The sequence below is a fragment of the Rikenella microfusus DSM 15922 genome (genome assembly GCF_000427365.1).
Taxonomy (GTDB): Bacteria; Bacteroidota; Bacteroidia; order Bacteroidales; family Rikenellaceae; genus Rikenella; species Rikenella microfusus.
The window spans coordinates 2595222-2616159 of record NZ_KE386488.1; the positions used below are offsets into that span (position 1 = coordinate 2595222).

General features: G+C 53.1%; 28 protein-coding genes and 1 pseudogene. 8 read left to right on the plus strand and 21 right to left on the minus strand.

The genetic code is table 11. The features are described from left to right. Positions 1 to 32 precede the first annotated feature (32 nt). Positions 33 to 914: a fimbrillin family protein gene (locus RIKMI_RS0111870; RefSeq protein WP_037291174.1), complete on the plus strand. Its 882-nt coding sequence runs from the start codon at positions 33 to 35 to the stop codon at positions 912 to 914. Between the two features lie 114 nt (positions 915 to 1028). On the opposite strand, the gene RIKMI_RS0111875 is transcribed toward RIKMI_RS0111870, so the two are convergent. After that, positions 1029 to 1556: a methylated-DNA--[protein]-cysteine S-methyltransferase gene (locus tag RIKMI_RS0111875; RefSeq protein WP_027291804.1), complete on the minus strand. Its 528-nt coding sequence runs from the start codon at positions 1554 to 1556 to the stop codon at positions 1029 to 1031. A gap of 738 nt (positions 1557 to 2294) precedes the next feature. Between RIKMI_RS0111875 and RIKMI_RS15250 the strand changes: the two genes are divergently transcribed. Next, positions 2295 to 2417 (plus strand): hypothetical protein, encoded by a 123-nt coding sequence (locus tag RIKMI_RS15250; RefSeq protein WP_256620803.1) that lies wholly within the window; start codon positions 2295 to 2297, stop codon positions 2415 to 2417. 65 nt (positions 2418 to 2482) lie between these two features. On the opposite strand, the gene RIKMI_RS0111880 is transcribed toward RIKMI_RS15250, so the two are convergent. Beyond that, positions 2483 to 3370, minus strand: coding sequence for a Fic family protein (locus RIKMI_RS0111880; protein WP_027291805.1), 888 nt, complete (start codon positions 3368 to 3370; stop codon positions 2483 to 2485). 126 nt (positions 3371 to 3496) lie between these two features. Here RIKMI_RS0111880 and RIKMI_RS0111885 point away from each other — a divergent pair, with 126 nt between their 5' ends. Both RIKMI_RS0111885 and RIKMI_RS0111890 read left to right on the plus strand, forming a co-directional pair. Further along, complete coding sequence (locus RIKMI_RS0111885) at positions 3497 to 4174, plus strand: hypothetical protein (protein WP_027291806.1); 678 nt, start codon at positions 3497 to 3499, stop codon at positions 4172 to 4174. After that, complete coding sequence (locus RIKMI_RS0111890; RefSeq protein ID WP_027291807.1) at positions 4174 to 4620, plus strand: hypothetical protein; 447 nt, start codon at positions 4174 to 4176, stop codon at positions 4618 to 4620. The genes RIKMI_RS0111885 and RIKMI_RS0111890 overlap by 1 nt, the downstream gene beginning before the upstream one ends. 11 nt (positions 4621 to 4631) lie before the next feature. Here the strand turns inward: RIKMI_RS0111890 and RIKMI_RS0111895 are convergent, their stop codons facing one another. Beyond that, complete coding sequence (locus RIKMI_RS0111895) at positions 4632 to 5636, minus strand: putative phage abortive infection protein (RefSeq protein ID WP_084135293.1); 1005 nt, start codon at positions 5634 to 5636, stop codon at positions 4632 to 4634. A gap of 77 nt (positions 5637 to 5713) precedes the next feature. Here RIKMI_RS0111895 and RIKMI_RS15255 point away from each other — a divergent pair, with 77 nt between their 5' ends. Then, positions 5714 to 5839 (plus strand): hypothetical protein, encoded by a 126-nt coding sequence (locus RIKMI_RS15255; protein WP_256620802.1) that lies wholly within the window; start codon positions 5714 to 5716, stop codon positions 5837 to 5839. A gap of 99 nt (positions 5840 to 5938) precedes the next feature. Next, positions 5939 to 6508: a hypothetical protein gene (locus RIKMI_RS14445; protein WP_027291809.1), complete on the plus strand. Its 570-nt coding sequence runs from the start codon at positions 5939 to 5941 to the stop codon at positions 6506 to 6508. Positions 6509 to 6716: 208 nt separating this feature from the next. Here RIKMI_RS14445 and RIKMI_RS14690 read toward each other — a convergent pair whose 3' ends face one another. From RIKMI_RS14690 to RIKMI_RS15200, 18 genes and pseudogenes are all read right to left on the minus strand, one after another. Next, positions 6717 to 6890, minus strand: coding sequence for a helix-turn-helix domain-containing protein (locus RIKMI_RS14690; RefSeq protein WP_084135294.1), 174 nt, complete (start codon positions 6888 to 6890; stop codon positions 6717 to 6719). A gap of 153 nt (positions 6891 to 7043) precedes the next feature. After that, positions 7044 to 7457: a DUF6047 family protein gene (locus RIKMI_RS15315; protein ID WP_419185321.1), complete on the minus strand. Its 414-nt coding sequence runs from the start codon at positions 7455 to 7457 to the stop codon at positions 7044 to 7046. Between the two features lie 12 nt (positions 7458 to 7469). Continuing rightward, complete coding sequence (locus RIKMI_RS15320; protein ID WP_051214534.1) at positions 7470 to 7952, minus strand: DUF6047 family protein; 483 nt, start codon at positions 7950 to 7952, stop codon at positions 7470 to 7472. Further along, positions 7953 to 8117, minus strand: a complete 165-nt coding sequence (locus tag RIKMI_RS14940) for a hypothetical protein (protein ID WP_156877467.1) — start codon at positions 8115 to 8117, stop codon at positions 7953 to 7955. Positions 8118 to 8157: 40 nt separating this feature from the next. After that, entirely contained in the window at positions 8158 to 8793 is a 636-nt protein-coding gene (locus tag RIKMI_RS0111925) for a DUF6047 family protein (protein WP_027291811.1), read from the minus strand. Between the two features lie 6 nt (positions 8794 to 8799). Then, on the minus strand, positions 8800 to 9048 hold the full coding sequence (locus tag RIKMI_RS0111930) for a hypothetical protein (RefSeq protein ID WP_027291812.1): 249 nt from the start codon (positions 9046 to 9048) through the stop codon (positions 8800 to 8802). 42 nt (positions 9049 to 9090) lie between these two features. Continuing rightward, the gene (locus tag RIKMI_RS14945) at positions 9091 to 9267 is read right to left on the minus strand and encodes a hypothetical protein (protein WP_156877468.1); all 177 of its coding nucleotides are present in this window, start codon (positions 9265 to 9267) and stop codon (positions 9091 to 9093) included. A gap of 18 nt (positions 9268 to 9285) precedes the next feature. Next, positions 9286 to 10302 (minus strand): DUF6047 family protein, encoded by a 1017-nt coding sequence (locus tag RIKMI_RS14090; RefSeq protein ID WP_147288463.1) that lies wholly within the window; start codon positions 10300 to 10302, stop codon positions 9286 to 9288. 75 nt (positions 10303 to 10377) lie between these two features. Next, positions 10378 to 10635, minus strand: coding sequence for a hypothetical protein (locus RIKMI_RS0111945; protein ID WP_027291813.1), 258 nt, complete (start codon positions 10633 to 10635; stop codon positions 10378 to 10380). Positions 10636 to 10647: 12 nt separating this feature from the next. Further along, positions 10648 to 11370: a FimB/Mfa2 family fimbrial subunit gene (locus RIKMI_RS0111950; protein WP_084135295.1), complete on the minus strand. Its 723-nt coding sequence runs from the start codon at positions 11368 to 11370 to the stop codon at positions 10648 to 10650. Further along, the gene (locus RIKMI_RS14950; protein WP_156877469.1) at positions 11371 to 11529 is read right to left on the minus strand and encodes a hypothetical protein; all 159 of its coding nucleotides are present in this window, start codon (positions 11527 to 11529) and stop codon (positions 11371 to 11373) included. It abuts the gene before it with no gap. A gap of 4 nt (positions 11530 to 11533) precedes the next feature. Beyond that, the gene (locus RIKMI_RS14955; RefSeq protein ID WP_115356415.1) at positions 11534 to 11884 is read right to left on the minus strand and encodes a hypothetical protein; all 351 of its coding nucleotides are present in this window, start codon (positions 11882 to 11884) and stop codon (positions 11534 to 11536) included. Positions 11885 to 12019: 135 nt separating this feature from the next. Further along, on the minus strand, positions 12020 to 13186 hold the full coding sequence (locus RIKMI_RS14095; protein WP_115356414.1) for a hypothetical protein: 1167 nt from the start codon (positions 13184 to 13186) through the stop codon (positions 12020 to 12022). A 3-nt stretch (positions 13187 to 13189) separates the two neighbouring features. Then, entirely contained in the window at positions 13190 to 14752 is a 1563-nt protein-coding gene (locus RIKMI_RS14450) for a DUF4906 domain-containing protein (RefSeq protein WP_084135296.1), read from the minus strand. Positions 14753 to 14856: 104 nt separating this feature from the next. Beyond that, positions 14857 to 15318, minus strand: a pseudogene (locus RIKMI_RS15195) (DUF3575 domain-containing protein). A 7-nt stretch (positions 15319 to 15325) separates the two neighbouring features. Continuing rightward, entirely contained in the window at positions 15326 to 16672 is a 1347-nt protein-coding gene (locus RIKMI_RS0111980; protein WP_027291816.1) for a DUF4906 domain-containing protein, read from the minus strand. Positions 16673 to 17016: 344 nt separating this feature from the next. Then, a complete protein-coding gene (locus tag RIKMI_RS0111985) occupies positions 17017 to 17847 on the minus strand; it encodes a FimB/Mfa2 family fimbrial subunit (RefSeq protein ID WP_027291817.1) in 831 nt (276 codons plus the stop codon). Between the two features lie 9 nt (positions 17848 to 17856). Beyond that, positions 17857 to 18027, minus strand: a complete 171-nt coding sequence (locus RIKMI_RS15200; protein ID WP_169715525.1) for a hypothetical protein — start codon at positions 18025 to 18027, stop codon at positions 17857 to 17859. A gap of 591 nt (positions 18028 to 18618) precedes the next feature. On the opposite strand from RIKMI_RS15200, the gene RIKMI_RS0111995 reads away from it, so the two are divergent. Then, entirely contained in the window at positions 18619 to 19485 is an 867-nt protein-coding gene (locus RIKMI_RS0111995) for a DUF3737 family protein (protein WP_027291819.1), read from the plus strand. A gap of 19 nt (positions 19486 to 19504) precedes the next feature. Further along, complete coding sequence (locus tag RIKMI_RS0112000) at positions 19505 to 20938, plus strand: MATE family efflux transporter (RefSeq protein ID WP_027291820.1); 1434 nt, start codon at positions 19505 to 19507, stop codon at positions 20936 to 20938.

The window sequence follows — 20938 nt, forward strand, 5'->3', positions numbered from 1 at the left end:
AACGGACAATTACGACAAACGAAAGGATATATATGAACAGGAAAACGCGCATTGCAGCTTTGCTCGCAGCAGCCGGCCTGGCGCCGCTGCTGACGGCATGCGAAGGAACGACCCAAAACGGAAAAGGACCGACCGAAATCAATATCGCCACATCTATCGACGCACTCGCGAAAGCGCCGCAACTGGACCAGAACGGGGCGGGAAATTTCGCGCCCGGAGACCGGTTCGCGCTGAATATCGCCGCCGACGGGTTCGAATCCGTACTGAAAGACTATACCGTAGGTTCTACCGAACTGTTCTGGGAGGATCTCGGGCTGCCCGATGCAGCCGGGACGGTGAACTTCTCCGGATGCTATCCCTGGCCCGAAACGGTACGGGAGGGCGCATTCACATTTACCGCGCCTTCGACCGCGGACAAGGATCTCTTGCTGGCAAAAGCGGTACGGACGGACAAAGGGTCCGTAAAACCGGTGAAACTCGCCTTCTCACATGCGCTGCACAAACTGGCGGTACGGTACGTGTCGGACGGTTCCTATTCGGACGAAGAGCTGGCCGGAGTGGTCACTTCCCTGAGGGCTTTGTCCTCCTGCACGGTGGATCTGGAAAAAGGAGAGGTACTGGAAGGAACGCAGACGGCGGAGGCCGAAACGGACGAGGTATCCGGAAAGGAGGTCGCTTTCCTGCTGGTGCCACAACCCAAGGACGGAGTGGTGCTCAACGTCCGCTTCAAGGGTATCGACAAAACGTTCCTGCTGCCGGCCGCAACGACGGAGGGAATACCGCTGACCCGTCTGGAAGGGGGAAAAACGCTGACGGTCGAACTGACGGTCGCCAAAGACGGGATCAGAATCGACGCTTCACAAATCGGGGGATGGAATTCCCAGGGAAATATCGACGGCGAAATTATCATCTGACAACACTCGCCTCAAACCGAAAAGAGCCGGCGCTCACCCGGCTCTGGCTATGCTGAATACGGAGGGCAATGGTTTGCCGGCGGCTCGTCCCGGCCCCCCGGTTTACCTGTCCGTTCAAAAGAACGACAGGGTATTCGTTTCCAGTTCCAATAAGAATTTTTTTGCCGGCAGCCCCCCTCCGTACCCGGTCAGCGAACGGTCGCTGCCGATCACACGATGACAAGGGGCAAAAATCGACAGGGAATTAGCACCGTTCGCATTCGCTACCGCCCGCACCGCTTTCGGCATCCCGATCCGTTCGGCCATTTCTCCGTAGGAGACGGTGGTACCGAACGGTATGTTCAATAATTCGTTCCACACGCTTTTCTGGAACTCCGTACCGACAAAAAGCAGCGGCACGTCAAATGTCTGTCGCTTCCGGGCGAAATATTCGTCCAACTGCCGGACGGCTTTCGCGATAACCTCCGACATACCTTCTACGAACCCGGCCTGCAATACCTGCTCCAACCGCCGGTCCACATGGTCGCGATGTTTCTCGACTTGCCAGTCGCACAAACACAGCTTCCCTCCGAACGAACCGAGCCGCAGTTCCCCGCAAGGCGAATGGTAACGATGTACCTGAATGACGTTCTGTAGTTCCATATTGTTATCGAAATATGCTTTTCAGTCGATTTAACGCTCGCCGGGTATCCAAATCCGGTCGGGTTCCCGTGCTTTCTCCCCATTGTCCATTTTCACATCGATATGAAAATGCGCTCGCCGGAAATATTGCAAAATTAACAATTCAGAATTACTACCCGCATAATTCCCGCCCCGATTGCATACGTTCGGCAACCATTTTCTCCCCACTATTAGCCATGCGCATGAAAGCCGAACACAACCCCATGGGGTTCTCTCCTCTTTTTAATGGGACACAAATGTAGGGTGAGAAACTCGGAAAGGAATGATGCAGTTTATTGATATTCAGTGCGTTTTTCTCCAAACTGCAGGCCATTTTCCCGGCAGGTCGTTTTGGCCTACGATTTTGTTACGGGCGAAGGTGTCTCATTCACATCGTTATGCGATGTCAGGCCCCGAACCCGCCGGCAGAAACCAGAGTCTTCTAATCTGTAAAATAGTGATTTTCAATCTATATTGCGCCGATTTGCGCAATAAAAAAACCTCCCGTGAGAGAGGTTTTACTGAATCCGCGTGATCCCGCTGGGATTCGAAAAGTGATTTATCGTGGTCCCCGTGGGTGTCGAACTCCTTTGTAAAACCTACTATTTAACAGATTAGTACGTTTTCAAGTTTAGACTTGGCCTACAATCTTGCCCAATCAAATTTCACTGTATCGTACTATTTTTCTGCGTTTCTTACTTGCAAAGATAACGATAAGAAATGAAAACAAGAATGGATAAACGTGAAAAAATTATCAACAAAGAATTTGAACGAAAACCACACGGTGCGCTGGTTATTCGCCACGTGCATGAAAGTGCAAAATTGAAAAAATTGTATTACTGAGTTTTCGTAATGAAAATGTCTTAATTAAGATTTTTCGAGCGAGTTCTTGGAAATATCGAATAGAATCAATACTTGATCTTGAAATAGTCGAGTATCGCCTTATAGTTGTCTTGTGCGGTAAGACAGGTGTCTGTCAGATACTCTTTCACTTCGGGCCAACGTTGCAGGCCTCGGTAATAAAATATTTTCAGGTCGTCGGTGATGATGAACGGCACGATGCCGTTGGCGAGGCACTCTTTGAAGAGAAGGAGCCTGCCGACACGCCCGTTACCGTCCTGAAACGGATGTATAGCCTCGAAACGCTGATGCAGGTCGAGCAGATCGGCGAACGACTTTTTCGGTTTGGCGTTGTATTCCGCAAGCAAGGCTTTCATTTCACGCCGCACGTTTTCCGGTGCGGTGGTTTCGTTACCGCCTACCTCATTGGGCAGACGTTTGTACTCCCCGACGGCGAACCACTCCTTGCGGCTGGCCGATGTTCCCGATTTGAGGATGGCGTGCAACTCTTTGATAAGCAATTCGGTCAGCCGCTCTTCGGCGCGGTCGATAACGAGTTCGATACAGCGGAAGTGGTTCATCGTTTCGATAATGTCGTCTACACGGACGCTTTCGCCTTCGATGCCGACAGTGTTGGTCTCGAAGATATAGCGTGTCTGGTCGTGTGTCAGACGACTGCCTTCGATGTGATTGGAGTTGTAGGTCAGGTCGATCTGCGTGCGATGATAGATGCCGCCTTTGAGCTTTATTTCCTTTTGTTCACGCAATGCAGCGAGTAAAGGCGATTCTTTTGAACGACGACGCTTGCGCATGGGTAGTGCGGCATCCGCAGGAATGTTCCATGTCTTTCCCGTAAGGAAAGCTCCCTCAATTTTCCCTTCGGCACAGTAGTTCCGTGCCGTGCGCTCCGAAATACCATATCTATCGGCAAATGCGCTTACTGAAATATACTCCATACGCTTTGTTTATCGGCAAGTTCAATCTCCGAATTTGAAAGTAAAGATAGTATAACTTGCCGGTATCGGCAAATTATACAAAATATTCTATTCGATAACTTAAAATGAAAATACAAAAAAGTAAAGATGAAATGGCCAAAGTTCGACCCGACGGAGATCGCCGGTTTCAACCGACAGATTGCAGAACTGCGCCGTGAGGTCGACCGTCTGAACGGGCTGGGAGCATCGGCGACGCAGGCGACGGGTAAGATAACAGCTTTGCAAGCCGAGATCAAGAAGTTGGAGGAGCGGAAGCAGGCGGCATTCGATGTGCAGGAGATTGCCGACTGCAACGCCCGTATCGAGGAGTTGAAGAAGGAGATCGACGGGCTGAACAAGGTGCTTCCGAAAGACCTTTTGCCGCGCGAGCCGCTCGCGCCTATTCTGCCGGACGGCGTGAAGCTGGCCATGCCGCAATTCGAAATCAAACTGCCCGATCTGAAACCTATCGTGACGCGGGCGATGGAGCAGATGAAGGCCATCCGCGAGTTAGTCCGGGGCGAGGTATTCGGCTGGGCGGACGAGGTCGGCGGTAAGTTGGAGGGTGATATTCGGGATGTAGAGCAAGTGGTGGCGACTTATACCGAAGCGCTCGTCTCCAAAGGCTGGGAGTTCGGTGCGGCATTGGAGCAGGTGGGCGGAGCGGTCAGGGAAACGATACAGGGTTTCGACCAATCGCTATCGACGTTTCTCGCCAATAGCATCGTTGCAGCGGCTGAAGCCATTGGGCAGATCATGGCCGGCGACCTCGGATTCGGAGGCTGATGAAAGCCATTCTATTGCAGTTCGCCAATTTCCTCAAGCAAATCGGTTCGCAAATGATCCAGTTTGGTGTGATGATCATAGCCTTCAAGTCGGCGCTCAAATCGGTGCTGGCCAACCCGTGGGCGGCAATTGCCATCGGAGCCGCAATGGTGGCGGCCGCAGCCGTGATGACGGCGCTGATCAACAAGCAGGCGAAAGAGAACGCGCCGAAACTGGCCAAAGGCGGTCTTACCTTCGGCCCGACCTATGCGATGGTCGGTGACAACCCCAATGCCGGAGTCGATCCGGAGGTCATAGCGCCGCTATCCAAACTTAAGGACATGATGGTCGGAGGTGGTACGACCAACGTAAATATAACCCTTTCGGGAGAACTTACAGCCAAAGGCCGAGACCTCGTCTATGCTATCGGGAAGGAGAATTTTAAGACGAATATTCTTGGAGGATAGGGCTTTTGTTATTATGACACATAGTTAATATGGTCGATAAGATATTCTTTAGCACAATTTTCAAGAATATTATATTTTTTGACTAAACGATCCATATTTTCAAAACATAAAGCATTATCATGTAATAATGCTAATTCATATGCAGACATCTGCGCTTGGACAAACTGAGCATATTGAAAACATTTATAATTTATTTCTGATTTCTCATTATAGCCGGATGCTTGACGTTTTTGAGCGGACTCGAATTGATCTATAAATTTGAGTATGTGATATAAATTTCTAAAGTAATGTCCCATTGCATAATGATAGCGCTTGAAAAAAATATCATAAATATATTTTACACGTTCAGCTTCTTGTAATTTATGTGCTTTATCCCAGTGTTCTTGAGTTATACCATATATTTTATTAAGCAATTGTCTCCTACGCTTTTGAATTATCTCATTTTCTTTTTCTTCTGGATTGTTACAAGGGTCAAAACTAGGACTTGACCGATCATATATCTCCGCGATTAAATTTTCAATATATTCATCGTCTTTATCACTATAATATCCATCGTATATTTTAGACTTCAAACATTTATTTATCCTATTCCTTTCAGTCACCGCAAAACGAAAAAATTCACGACCTTGTATCGTAATTACTTTTATATCACTGGTCCCTATAAGTTTGACGAAATTAGCTTGTATATCGTTGGTGATATGTTGTTGGGAATTTAATAGATTAAATACTGTAGTCTCAAAACTTTCCATGCGAGCTTCGTAGTCTTGTTTTTTAATAGCAAGTTGTTGGGATTTAAGAGTAAGATAAAGCATAACAAATCCTGCCAAAGAAAAGATTGAGCCAACAAAACCTCCTATGAAATCTCCATATTGTCCAAATAACGAAGCATCACAATTCCCAGATCCATCATTAAATGGCGGTCTTGACATAAATATTACGATGACTAAAATTCCTATTACAATAAGAATCCATGCCCAAAAACTCCATATTCTTGTTTGCTTAATAGCATTTTCCATAATTCAAATGGGGAACATTGTCTCCATAAAGGTATAAAATTCTCCGCTACTTTCACAGCCATAAGAAATGAAATTTCATGGCAGGAGTACGGATCAAGGATTTACAGGACGCCAAAGGTATTGTCGAACGGTTCAACGATTTCCAGTTCCCGGTGGACAGCACGAACCCCGATAAGACACTCCGGCGTCGGGTCGGGAGATGAAGGCGGCCATCAGTACACCCAAGCACACCCACGCCATCGAAGAAGTCACGGGGACTTCCGGGTGAGCTGGAAAAGAAACTCGACAAAGCGGGCGGTACGATGACGGGCGATCTGCGCGTCGAGGGCGATACGCACGTCCGGAACCTACGCATGGACGAATACCTCGAAGTACCGGAACTCAAATACAACCGCATCACGGCCACCGGCAACGAATTTTGGGTGACCGACGGCGGCACGGTGGACGACGTGGCCGAGAGCGACGATGGCATCTATCTCGTAACGCTCAAATCCGACGAGGACGAGACGGCGATCAGTTTCCAATTCAAAGATATCCTGCGTGGCATCTTCTATACGGAGAACGGCAAGGGCAATCCGGTAGGTTTCCGCACGGCCTTTCTCGAGGTAACGGGCGTTATCGACCAAACGCACTTCTATTGCATTCCTCTGAACAATATTCCATCACAACGCTTTATGACTCTCGCGCGTCAGGGCAACAAGTCGGATGCGCACCGGCAAGGCGCGGTCTATATGTTTTCTCGTATTCCCAAATTTTCATTCCTGATTATCCGGTGTTTACTCCGGGGGTTTATAATAATTTTTCTCCAATATTTCCCGAATTTTCGATTCCGGATACAAGACGGTCCCGCCGATAGTCGTGTAAGGCAATAATCATTTATTCCGATATTCCTGAAGGGTACGACGGCTGATATGGAGGATGGACATAATCTCCGATCCGGTATAATATCGTTCATCTTTCAGAACGGGTTTATAATTCGCTGCCAGCTCCCGTATCTGCCGGCCCGATCGGGTTATTTTGGATACAAGCTCTTTGTATACGGCCGAATGACTGTCTATCCGATCATTTTCATCTTTTTATTTATACATGGACGTTATCCTTTCCCTGATTTTTTCCCAGCATATTTTCGATTTCGTCTGCCCGATAGAAACATTTACGGCCGATGTAGCTATAACCGATCGTTCCGTTATCCCGATAACTTTGAAGAGTGCGTTTGGAAATATTTAACAGCAGACAAACTTCCTGTCCGTCCAATCACTGTTTCTGAGCCGGAGGATGAATACGATTTGAAAGCAGGTTTACCTGTTCGGTCAGTTGTCTGACCGAATCTACCAGATTCAGCCAAACCCGTTGTTCTATCACCAAATATTCCATAATTCAACTATTTACATTATATATTTGTCAAAATTACTGTCGGACTCCATATGCAGACGACCGGAGTTTGACCGAAGGGACTCGTCGGAGCCGGTCGGGCTGATTGTACCGAATACCGGGAAAGTGTTCCGCAAGCAGTTGTCCGGCCAGTTTTTTCAGGTCGGTTTTGTCTTGTTCCGCCCGGTCGAACCGCTCCCGAAAGGAGAACGAAGCGTACCTGCTGGTTTCCCTGTGGGGACGGCTGCCCGTTTCCTGAATGTGAAGCAGACAGGCAATATCGTGGTTACGTACCATGTTATTCGGCAGCCGGTGCCCGAAAACACCCGTCTCTGCCAGTTCCCACCAGGCTTCCGGTGTCGGTCGAAGGTCGAAATTTCTCGTGGCGATACCGTTGCGCAGCGCGGAATGATCCGCAAACCATTCCGCCCTTGCCGAACCGTCCGCCAGCGATTCCGGTCTTCAGGCATCGACGAACCGGCGCAACGAATGATCGAACAGAGGCAGCAGGCCGCACTTCATGGCCGTTTGATTCATGTTGGGGTCGAAAAAAACGGAAGCGTTCTCCCGCATCAGGCATTGCAACAGTTTGTCTCCTTTAGCCGACGGGCTGAATAACAATACGCCCTCGGAAAGTTCCACGGCATTACAGGCCCTGAAATCAGGTAAAACGCCTTTCAATTCCGGTATGCAGGCTCCGTACCCCATTTGCTTATCCCCGTAATCGCTCCTCCGGGACAAGGCCGTATGACCGGCTTCCGGCGTCAGCAGTTCGATACCCGTCTCCCGGCAATATACCGCATCGCGCAGGCGGACGATATGCTCCGGAACAATACCGCTCCGAATCAGGTCGGGACACACCCGGGCGAAATATTCGCGTCCGGGTCGTTCCGCCAGGCCGGGCACATTTTCTGCGGCGGATTCAGGCAGCCGGTAATGCAGCAATCAGTTATCCGGTACCATCGGCGTTTTCAGGGCCATATCGACGCTCTTGCCGATAAACTTCCGGAAGCCCTCGCTGCCTTCGTCGCACAGAGCGATCCGCAGCGATTCGTGGCCCGGACTCAACATCAAATACAAGTCATGGAGATGATCGGAATTTCGTGTCATCGCAGTTAGGTTTAACAGGGTTATAATTCTGTTGGAGTTGTTAAATGCCCGGCGAACGCTTACTTGCCCGCGGCCGGATGGACGGAACGGCACGCAGCGTTTTGCCTTTTACAGCCGGTGCCGGATGCCCGGTTGGATCGTCAGCCGAACTGCCGGAACGGATCCGGGGAAACATCCGGTGCAGCAGAACGGAAGACAGTTTTTTTAATTCCTGCCTCGAGTAATGTTCTCGCAAATTTTTCCCGGTAAATGTCTTTACCATAGAGGCCGCCCAATTGAGGTTTTGATTATTCAGCGGCAGCTCTCCTTTTTCTTTCAGGTATAACAAATTGGCGATTTTCCGGTTGGGCCCGCTCAGTTTCAACGGACCGTGCCGGGCCGAGTTCAGAAAGGCAGTGAAATTTCCCAGGCTCGGCGCCATATCGTATTCCGCCCAACAGATACCGCCGCACAGGACATCCGTACCGGCAAACCTTTCCGCCGCCGGCATCCGATCCATCCGGACGTCGACAGGCACCATCTTCGTAAGCAGCGTTCTGTCCCAGGCCGGCAGATCCCATATCCGCAGCGTATCGCTCCGAAAATCCTGATCGAAAAAGCGGTCGGCCTGATATTGGAGCCAATCCGCCGCCTGATCGCGGACAGAGAACACCAGAACCCCTTCGGCACTTTCCACAGCCGTTCAGGTCGGAAAAATCGCCTCCCCGGAGCGGATCACATGAATCCCCGTCCCGTATCGGTCGGCATGGGCCGTATAATCCGGATTATTCAATAATGCGCGGTGCCTGCCGGCTTCCGACAGCGGATCGATACCGTGTTCGATGCAGAAAGCCGCATCGCGCAGCCGTACCGCATCGGCGGGCCCCAGACCCCGTTTCCTCATGATTCCGGCAATCTTTTCCGGATAACCGTCCATATCGGACCGCTCCATAGGAGGGATCAGATTTTTGTCCGGCAGATCGCAGCGGAACAGTCAGTAATCGGGCAGATATTTCCGATCCGTACAGTAGAATGTCACGTTGTCCCGGATAAATTCTCCGAAACCGTACCGGGCCGTATCGTCCGCTATAAACATAGGCTGATAAAACGGGTTTAACGTCATATACAGGCTGCCCGGCTGCGTATCGTCCGGCTTTGCTTTCGTTTCCATTGTCGTCGTTAAAAGGATTTAAGAAACGCTGTGCCCTTTGCCGCGTGAGGATTTGACGGAAGGGACCCTCCGCACCGGTTGCTGAGCGACCGTACCGCTCGGTTTCATCGTCGGACGGTTCGTCGGAGCAGGCGCCTCTGCCGACCGCAGTACCGGCTGCTGCCTGAGAGCAGGTACGGACGGGAGCATTTTGCCGGCGGACTGTCCCAATGCAAATTCCCCGTCGCGGATATGATAGTCGCTTTCGAGCATATCGCGGGCCAGCGCTTTGGCTTCTTGTTGCAGGGCGGCATATCCGAAGTCGTGTTCCGACTGCGGATTCTCGCTTTTTGCCCGCATGGTATCGCCGAGTTTTTCCGCCAGCGGCCGGAAGTCGGCCATCCGGTCGAACGGGTGGAAATAATCGGCTGCCAGATGGTCGGCAAATCCGTTTTCGGCGATATAGAGCAGTGTGGCGATCTCGTAGTTTTTCCGGTCGATTTTCAGGGCGTTGTCGCCGGTGAATCGGTCGAAATCGTGGAAGTCGGGCCGCATGTCGTATTTTTCCGTGCAGACTGCACCGATCAGCACATCCGCAGAGAGCATCTTGTCCGGATAGGCCCCGTAACGGGAATAACGCAGTCCGGCACTGTCCGAACGCTGATCGCGGCGCGAAAGGCGGTCAATATAATTGTCGGCCTTTGCCGCCACGTCCGCCGTAGGAGAGCTGACCTCGTAGATTCTCAACATGCCCGTGCTCTTCATCGGGTGAAAATAGTTATCCGCACACTCCTGCAGATAGGTGTGCAGGGCTTTTTCGCCTATCCGCGTCTGCGAGAAAAGCATGACGCCCCGATCGGTCGCCACGGCTGTGTACTTGCTTCCTTTCTCCTGCATAAACTCTTTCCAGCGGCCCTGTTCGTTATGGGCGATATACTCTTTGTAATCCTTGCGGCGGGCGAGCCTGCCGTGTTCGGTAGTCGCATCGAACAAAGGCAGGCCGGATTTGATAATGAAAACGGCATCGCGCAGGCTGATCCGCTTATCCGCTTCCACGTGCTGTTTCCCGGCTGCCGGCAACAGTTTATCCTGGTAATAACGGACTATGTTCCCGCCTGAAAGCGGAACTTTTCATTGGTTCGGAAAATCGAACCGCACGAACTGAAAATCCGGAATGTGGTCGCCGCGGCCATAGCGTTTGACGAGCCTCCGGACAAAATATTTATAATCGTCTTGTTCCCGGCCCCTCATATTCGGGGAGGTCGGGCCGTCGCCGCGGGCCATCTCCACAGGATTTCCGTTTTCGTCCAGGGCGACATATACGCTCATCGGTATGGAATTCCAGAAATTCCAGAACGTCTTTTTGATTTTATCTGTCAGTTTTCCCATCGTATGTTGTTTTTAGTGTCCGACAATAGGTATCTGTAACGCCCCTTCGGCCCATTCATTGACTGTAACGGTCACTGCGGCAGTACGAACATGGACCTCTATGGGGATGATTACGTCTTTTGCTGTCAGGTCGATCGGTACGTCTCCGTTTCGCAGGTATTCCGAAAGGGGTATTTCGGCCAGCTTCCGTGCTCCGCTGGCAAGAATCATTGTCACGCTGCTGTCATCGCCGAAACGGGGAAGGCAGAGCGTACCGGTATGTATCCCTTCTTCGGTCTTTTTTAACGGAGGCCGGTACAGGACTGATTCGGCCAGCGTCTCGCCGGCATAGTCTATACCGGAAGATGCTCCCTGAAAGGTAACCGTAAAATCCTCGGCCGCTTCGGCTCCGCTGACGGTCAGGTCGATGCGGTAATAACATTTGTCGAGCAGGACGGGTATAACGACAGGATCGCCGCGTTGTACATGGAAGTGTCCGTAATGGTGAAACAACGGATCGCCCGTATCGTGGGACGTACCGTTATCCAGAACAACTTTCAGGTCGTCGAGGGTCGATACCCCGGCGCTCATCGGAGTGAACGCGCTGCGTTCCGCATTGGCGAAACTGACAACAGAATAATCCCCGGCAGGTACCCCTTCCAACAGGGTGAGGCTGCCGGAGGCAGCGATTGGGCCGTTTTCGGCATGAATGCTCTTGAGATAATGGCCGCCTGGGTCGAAAACGAAAATATCCAGTCACCGTATCTCCTGCGCGGTGGTGTTTTCGCCTGCGTCGTTCAGGTATGCGTAACCGAGCGTAAGGGTCGGTTTCTGTCGAATCTCCAAATCGCTCTTATCGACGGCAGAACAGGCTGCCAGCAACGAGACTGCGGAGACAATCATCAGCTTTTTCATAGCGTTATCGGTTTTTAAGTAAGTCATTCAGTTCGGGATCGAGTCCGGCCCGGTACCGCATGCGTTCGTCGAGTGCTGCGGCCCTCTCGAAAGCGCTGATAGCCTCCGTCCGGCGTTCCAACCGGGCCAGGGCGATTGCGGTGAGATATTCCGTCACTGCCGAGCGCGGAAGCGTGCACAGGATGTCGTACGCTTGCCGGTTGCGCCCCAGCGAAAGCAATGCTACTGCCGTATTTCGGTCCTTATATCCCGAAAGGATGCGCTCAGCTTCGGTATATCGGCGCTGCTGCAACAGAGTAACTCCCCGCGCATAGAGCGTATCGGGTTCCGCGGTATGGATCGTGTCGCGTATCATACCGACACGGCTCAGGGAGTAGCGCAGACCGACTGTACGCAACCGCGGATAGAGTTCGTCCCGGATATACCGGAACTGCGCGGGGTATCTCCGGCGCAGTTCCGCCTCCCGTCGGTCGGGTTCGGGAATCTGCGTTCATAAATGCAATATTTTCTCACGCCCTCCGATTCCCGGGTCGTTTCGGATCAGCCGGGCCAGTTCGGGCCAGTCTTCCGCCACCCACCGGATGCGGATCAGCGTGTCCGCTCCGCTGTCCGGAAACCGCGAACAGAGATAGCTGCGCAACGCTTTGGCGCGTTTTCTGGCAAGCTCGCCGTTCCGACCGAAAGCTCCGTCCGGGGACGAAGAGGCGGTCAGCACGATCGAATCGACATGAAATTCCTTCTGTTCCGTAATGCGCTGCATCAGGGCCCCGATACGTTCAAGCTGGATACGGTTGTCCCCGGGGATGTCGAGTATGCAGGTGTCGCCGACTTGGAAAGCCAGACGGTGCCGGGCTTCGACTTCGGCATATCTTTCGACGACTCGGTTCACGTATCTCGTGGCGGTATCGACAAAAGAGATCATGGAGGAGATAACGTATTCCAGTGTATCGGACGCAGGCAAATCGATGCGGCTGCCGTCAAGCCCCGTCACATAGCTTTCGAGGGTAATCCGGAGCCGGTTCCCGGCCTCTGCGGTCGGTACGCTCTGCGTATAATGGCAGCTAATGTCGGCGGCATGCGCTACGATGGAGTCGAGCCGCACGTTTTTCGGATAAGGGTATCGGACAAAGCGGCGGAATGCCCGAACCGCCCGCAGGCTGTCCGGAACGAATCTGTCCAGAAACCGGCCGTATTGCCAGTAGTCGCGCTCCTGCACGCCGGCGAAGAGACCGCCCCGGATGGCCAGTGCCTGCAGGGGGATTCTCCGGCCGTTACGATGCAGTACGGGGGTGACGGTTACAGTACGGCCGTTTCCCTGAAGCCCTTTGGGCATAGTCACGATAAAGTCCACATTCACACAGCCCATTCGTTCGGGCAGGCTACGCGACCGGGCGACGACAGTTACTTCGTCGAGGGTCAGGCACATCATCCGTTCGCCGTCGATCACTTTCGCGGGTATGAAATATTCTTTCGTACCGTCGCTTTTTCTGTTCAGGAAATAACCGTTCCCTGCGTTGTTTTTCGGCTGTTCCCGTATCGTGCGGGGCGTATGGACCGCTGTGGCGTTATAACCTCTGCGGGCGATGGGAGCCGTGACGGAACAGGAGGTGGCAAGGGCCAGTACGGTTAAGGCCCATCCATATACGTTCACTCTCATGGCTTACCTCTTTTTCGTATGTTGTGCGGCTGTTTTTGCGGCGCTGATCGCCTGGACGACCGAATAATTTTTACTTTGCCCTTTGCTGTCCCTGACGTTGATCCATAATATGGCATTACCGACGAAATTCGCCGCGTTGAAAGTCATCGGATAGGTGCCGGGAGCTACGGTCCGGACAAAATTGTATTCGAGGTTCTCGCCGTTGAATGTGAAAGCGCCGGGCGGTTCGGTCTGGGGAGTCAGTTTGACGGTAAAGTCGCCGGTATAGCCGGCTTCGCTGAAGGCTACCTCGAAGGTCGATACGGTATTGGTGTATGGACTGGAAAAGGGCGTCGAAGTAATGATGATCGGCGTGCCCGATACGAATCGGGTGGAGACTGTCTTATGGAATTGTATGCCGTAACGGTCGGTTACGGTGAATACGACCGAGGCGTTCCCCGGCTGCATCCCGTCGAGCGCAATGGTGGCTTGCCGGTTACCGGTGCCGCTCAGCAAAGGGATCGTTTCGCCGTCGGTATAGTTTCTGCCGTCAATACTCACACGGGCGTTTTCAGAGTGAAAGGTCAGCATGTAAAAGTTGTCCGGCTCGGACGGGTTGGCGAGGGTCAGAGTCGTGACGGCTTGCCTCCCTATCGTATACTGGGTGTCGAGCGGAGCGATGTCCATTTCCATGACAGAGACCCGGCAGTCGCCCGGGTTAGCTCCGTATATCAGCACGTTCAGCACGTAGTGCCGGTTTTCCCGGACGTTGAAATCGGAGGTATTGTTTTCCCCCAGATAGATCCGGTAGGTAACTGACTTTTCAGCGTAGGAACCCCGGATAATCACGTAGGTGCCGTTCTGAGGGGCATGGGAGGAATCTTTGAGGTCCTGCGAGGTGACGGAGGAATTAACTCCCTGACAATTTTCCAGCACGTAGGCGGTCTGTACGCTCTCTCTGCCCGAGAGGGTGCGGACAGCGTAATCGACGACGCTGCCGGCGGCTCTGTTTTTTCCGAACAGCAGAACGTCGGCCGAAGCCGACTTGACTTGCATGGAATTCAGGGTTAAGGCGCCGGCCTGTTCGGCTACCGTACAGCGTATTTCCACTTTGGCCGTCAGGCGGGTCAGGGTAACGGGCAGGGTCATATCATGCTCCACCGTAACCGTTTGCCGGGCATACATCGGCAGTCTGCCGTTCTTTTCCAAATCTTCCTCTGCGGCGATCCGGTAGCGGTATGTTTCGAGCTGTTGGCGGGTCATCGTACCGAGGTCGTCTCCGATATTGGCGACCAGAAACAGTTCGTAGTTCCCGGAAGGTATGTCGAGGATGACGGACGAGGCGCAAGGCGAGATGAAGTAATGTTTGTCCACGGCGTCGCTGAACAGATAGAGGTTCAGGTCGGATACGCTTTTTTCTGCTTCGGGGTTAAGAGCGCGGGTAATCGTCTCCGGTTCCGGAACCGCCAGGGAGAGTGTCAAACGGCATGCAGCCGTCTCTTCCTGGTCGGGAGTGGGTTCCGCGAATTTGGCGCAGGAGGTGCACATCAATATTAATAAGGCCCAAAGGCCGGTCGATCGTTTCATAACGGTAAGAGTTTACAGGGTTAAAAAAGATAGGTAAAGGCTATTTCGCAGCGGCCGGGACCGAAAACCAGACGGCGGTTGTGTCCGATATGTTCGTCGGAGGTTCAGGGCACGTGGCGGTGCAGATCGCGGTCTTTCAGATAATAAAGGCCGATGCCGGCCTCTACGGAGAGGTTCCATCGTTTGGCCAGCAGCCATGAGTAGCCGTAACCGGCACCGATCCCGGCCAGCCAGCCTTTGTGGTGCAGCCGGGCATTGCCGATGTCGTACCGGGCTGCGGTCAGATAGGCGGACAGGAAATGGCCGGCATAGGTTTCGTAAAACCAATGGCGGATACCGGGCTGCAGGCCGAGCAGGTTCAGCTGGAGGCCGTCGGTCTTTACAGGATTTCAGTAGACGGACAGATCGAGGGTGTGCCGGTTGCCGAGGGAGGTTTCAAAACCTACATTCAGCGTTCCGCTCGCCAGGGCCAGCGCATTGACGCGCACTCCGTAATACTGACCTTCTGCGCGGTACGAAAAACCGCATAGCAGGCATAAAGCCAGGAATAGGATCGCTCTTTTCATACCGGTATTATTTTAAGCCGCGACGGCCGTTTTCTAAGGGCAGGTATACCGAGCGAAGCAGGGAGTCGGGCTGGCCGCTGATTTCGGTTTGCATAGTCCGGGACGTGCTCTGCCCGTTGCTGTCTTTGACCGTAAATGCGGTAGTAACGGATCCGTTCCCGCGGGGACTTAGTTCGAAAATATGAGAACCGGCGGCGAGACTGACAGTTTCGCCGTCGAATATTCGGCGGTTGTTTTGGTACAGGACGGCCGGTCCGGAAATATGGCAGGTGACATCGAAATTGCCTGTATAACCGGATTCGGAAATGGATAAACGGGCGGTACCGGTATCGTAGTAATCCAGCTGCGCCGCCCACGGTTCCCACGTAACCCGCATAGATTCGTACGGCAGTTTATACGCTGTCGAGAGCGAGGCGTTTAATTGACAGCCGTACCGGTCGCGCAGGGTGAACTGTACGCTGGTATTGCCGGCGCTGTGCCGGACATAAGAGACGGGGAGTGTGACGGAGCCGCTTCCGGTCATAACCCGAAAAAATTGTCCGGCCGGTCGGCTGGCTCCGTCGATGAGCAGCGTCCCGCCTTCGGTGAGCGTGTAGGAGAGATCGATCCAGTTGTCGGGATTGTTCGTACAGAATATGTTCAGCCGTCCGTTGGCGGTCGAGCCGGTCGTGTAGGAGGAGGCCCACCCTTCGGCGTTCATCTGTGTGACGGACATCCGGGTATCGATACTGTTCAGTCCGGTAATCGTGGCGGAGATGACATAGCGGTTGTTGCGCCGCACGTTGAAATCGGAGGTGGAGTTGGCTCCGGGAAAGATGTAATACTCCACGCGGCCGGCGGAGGTGGCGGCGCTGATCCGTATGTAGGTCACTCCTTTGGGGGCGTTGTGCTTGTCTTTGTTCCGGGGATCGGTAATGGCGGTATTGGAACCGGCCGTATTTTCCGGCAGGTAAAAGACATGCTGCGCACCGGACTGGTATGGCCGGGAGGCGTAATCGAAATATCCGGCCAGGTCGGCGGGATGATTGTCGCCGAATATCCGCAGGGATGAGGGCACGTTCATCACCTGTATATTGGTGACGGTGATTTGCGAGGCCATTGCGGCGCTGACGTCAAGTGTAAATTCCAGACGGGCGGAACAGCGTGACAGGGTGATCGGAATCCGGGTTCCTTGCAAGGCATTCATGGTGCCGCGCGTGGACATCAACAGGCGGGAATCTTTTTCCAGATCGCTTTCCGCCGCAATGGGGGCGGTGTATGCGGAGGCTTCGGAGGGCCTGAGCATACCGAGGTCTTTACCGATGTTCGCCACGGCGTAGTAGTCGTATTCGCCGCCGACGATCGACAGGGGCATGCTGCCCGTCGAGGTCAGGTAAAGATGGTAGTTTGCGTCGGGGATGGCCCGGTGGTATAACCACAGATTGATGTCCGTTACTGTTTGCTCCTGTGCGGTATTCAGGGTGCGTGTTACGATCTCCAGCGCCGGGGCGGTGAAGGTCAGGGTGACGTTGGCGGTACGGGTATGACCGTTATCGGACTGTCGGACCCGCTCTTCCCGGCAGGAGGTGGACAGCAGAGCGAGAGTAAGAATTCATACCGGAATAAAAAAACGGTTTCTCATGATTGTGTGTAAATAGATGGTTAGAGAAAAGCGAAGCCGGAAACAGCCCGGCTCCGCATTGGATAGCCGGCACGGGACTATTGGCCGAGACTGACGGTCTGGGTCACGGGGGTCTGCCAGTCGGCTACGGTGACGGTCGCCGTAATGTCCTGTCCGGTAAGGCCGGACACGTCGATGGCGATTCGGTAGTAGCCGTTACGCAGCAGCTGTCCGTTGGCGGTTCCGGTCAGTTCTACGGTATAGGTGACGGGCGTCTGATCGTCGGTCGTGCCGAAGTTGCCGTCGCGGTCGTATATGCCGTCGAGGGTCAGAAGCACCCGGCTGCCGGCGGCGAGGGGACCGTTCTCGAACAGGTAGAAAAGGTTGGAATAGGTACCGGACGATTCGCCGGAGGGTTGCGTGTAGCCGAAGGTCATGGCTCCGGGAGCGGCGGTACCTCCGAAATAGGGGGTCCGGCTGGCCGCTTTGGAGATGGCGGCGGTGTTGATACGGACTTTACCGGGATATTTCGAGGCGAAGTCTGACGAGAGGGAGGTGCGGACGGCTACTTTGGCGACGGTACGCTGTAAAGCGATGGTCACGTCGGTGGAGGCTCCTGCTGCGGCGATCTCCCGCGACTGGCTGCCGGTCATTAGAAAACCGCCGTTTCGTTTGCATTTTGCACTGACTTCGGCGAAAGGGCCGTTATAGTCGGCGGCGGAGTTCTCGACCAGGGAGAGCAGTTCGGCTTTGGTCGTAATGCTGCCGAGGGTGGCATTGGCGATAGCATAGAAACTGACGGTGGTCCCGGAGGAGCTTTCCGGCAGGGCGAAGGTGGCCTTTTTCGCTTCAATCTCGGAAGCGGTGAAGTTACGCTGCACGATCAGGTTGCCGCTCGCGTCGAAGGCCAGGACGGACAGCGAGGACAACGTTTTCTCTCATACCTCGGCGGAGGCGTCGGCACCGAAGAAGGCGCGGGTGGCGGGGGCGCTGGTGAAAGATACGGTAACCCGGCTGCCTTCTGCCGTGGGAGGAGTGGGAACGGGTTCCTGTTTGGTGCAGGAGGCAAAGGCGTACAGCGCCGTTGCGCAGATCAACAGTTTGTTCATGGTGTATGTGTTTTAAGGGTTTATTAATAGCCGCGGTATGCGGCGTTTCCGAGGGCAAATGTATATATGTTTTTCCCTGAAAAGTACGGTTTCACAAAAGCCCTGCTCCGGAAATCAAAAAGTTTTTTGCCCTTTTGAAAAATGTATAATATTGATAATAAGATATATGACGATTCAAATGAAGTGAAAAACTTTGCAAAAACAGGATGTGCCTGCTAATCGAACTGATCAAATGAATTATTTGTTTGTGATCAATATGGAAAATAGCCATATAGAAATTACACGTTCTCGGAGACCACTCATTTACTACCGGCATCACTTCTTTATAAATAGGTTTTATGTTATTCGTGCAGGAATAGGCAACAAGTATAATCCGTAATTTGGGTATGAATACCGAGAATTTGTATACAAAACATATATCAGGGACTATCTATTTTTGTATCAAAGAGATAAAATATTATCTCATCATTGCAATATGAACTTCAGAACAAAGAAGTTTGAGCCTTGAAACAAAGTTGTTATGGAGAGAGCTTCATATTTTTGCGCTGTTACAAGTTGAATATGAATTATATAATTAAAAGTAAGAAAAGTATGAAAGTAATATCGAATACGGAGTTCGGAGGCGAACGGCCTTTGTTCGAATCGCACGATCTGCGATTGGAGAACGTAATCATCCGTGCCGGAGAGTCGGCTATCAAAGAGTGCAGCAACATTGAAGCCTTCAACTGTACTTTTGAAGGTAACTATCCTTTCTGGCACGTGCACGGTTTCGTTATCGACCATTGCTTCTTCGATGTCGGCGGGCGATCGGCACTGTGGTACTCCGACCATCTGAAAATGACCAACACACGCATCGACGCCCCCAAGATGTTCCGCGAGATGCACGATATCGAAATCGAAAACGTGGAGATCAACGACGCCGATGAAGTGTTCTGGCGCTGCAATAATCTGGACATCAAAAATCTGAAACTGCATGGCGGCACTTATCCGTTTATGTTCAGCAGCAATATCCGCATCGACGGACTGGAGAGCGACAGCAAATACGTCTTCCAGTATGTGAAGAATGTGGAGCTGCGCAATGCCAAAATCACCACGAAAGACGCCTTCTGGGAGGTGGAAAATGTGACAATCTACGATTCCGAGTTGAACGGCGAATACTTAGGCTGGCATTCGCACAATCTTCGTTTGGTGAACTGCCACATTACCGGCGAGCAGCCACTCTGCTATGCTCATGACCTCGTATTGGAGAATTGTACCTTCGGCCCCGACTGCGACCGGGCTTTCGAGTACAGTTCGGTGCAGGCGACCATCAAAGGCGCAATAGGCGGAGTGAAGAATCCGCGAACGGGCTGTATCACCGCCGAGAGCTATGGGAAGATTATCCTCGACGAGAATATCAAGGCTCCCGCTGACTGCAAGTTGAGACTTTGGGACGAGAAAACATGTTTTACCGATTGACACCCTTGTAAATAACTTGATGGGAATAAAAAAGGGAAAGACAGATTACCTGTTATCGCTGATCCGCGAAGGGAAGCCCATGACGCTGAGGCAGCAGTTACGCCTGACTGCATACCTTAGCGTCCCGGCCATCATGGCGCAGGTGTCCTCGATTGCCATGCAGTACATCGACGCCTCGATGGTGGGCAGCCTGGGCGCGAATGCCGCTGCTTCCATCGGATTGGTTTCAACCACCACATGGTTGTTTTGGGGATTGTGCGCAGCCGCCGCGACGGGGTTCTCCGTTCAGGTAGCGCACCGGATCGGAGCCGGAGATTTCGCGGGAGCCAAAAAGATACTCCGCCAGTCGGTTGCGGCCACGCTTGTTTTCAGCTCCCTGTTGGCGGCGGTCGGCATTTCCATCAGCGGCATGCTTCCAGGCTGGTTAGGCGGCGACGAGGCGATACGGAGCGATTCGTCCTTCTATTTTCGGATCTTTGCTCTTTTCCTGCCCGCCTTGCAGTTGAATTTCCTGGCGGGCGGCATGTTGCGGTGCAGCGGGAATATGCGTGTGCCAGCTATGCTGAACGTGCTGATGTGTTTGCTGGACGTAATATTTAATTTTTTCCTGATTTTCCCCTCGCGGCAAGTGGATTGGTTAGGAATGGAATTTACCGCTCCCGGTGCAGGTCTGGGTGTGAAAGGCGCGATATTGGGAACGGTATTGGCCGAACTCATCGCCGCCGGTGGGATGATGTGGTATCTTTGCCGTCGTTCGCCCATGCTGAAACTGTCCGGAGAACGGGGTAGTTTCCTACCCCGAAAAGAGACGCTGCGCAAAGCTGTCCGCATCTCCCTGCCGATGGGATTCGAGCACATGGCCATTTGCGGGGCGCAGATCGCAACGACGGTGATCGTTGCACCGCTCGGCATCGTCGCCATTGCCGCCAACTCGTTCGCCATCATCGCCGAGAGTCTCTGCTATATGCCCGGCTACGGCATCTCGGAGGCTGCCACCACGCTGGTCGGCCAAAGCCTCGGAGCGGGCCGCATCCGGTTGCTCCGTCGTTTCGCCAATATGACCGTCTGGTCGGGAATGGCGATCATGGGCGTTATGGGGGCGCTGATGTATGCGGCGGCCCCGCAAATCATCGGGGTAATGACGCCCGTGGAGGATATCCGCACGTTGGGAATCGAAATTTTGCGGATAGAAGCCTTCGCCGAGCCGATGTTCGCAGCGTCTATCGTTGCCTACGGTGTTTTCGTAGGTGTCGGAAGTACGTTCATTCCCAGCCTGATGAACTTCGGCAGCATCTGGGGCGTGCGGCTGACGCTGGCGGCATGGCTCGCCCCCACGATGGGACTGCGCGGCGTGTGGCTCGCCATGTGCATCGAGCTTTGTTTCCGGGGCATAATCTTCCTTACGAGGTTGTGGGGCGGTAACTGGATTTATAAATTACGCGTAAAAAGATAA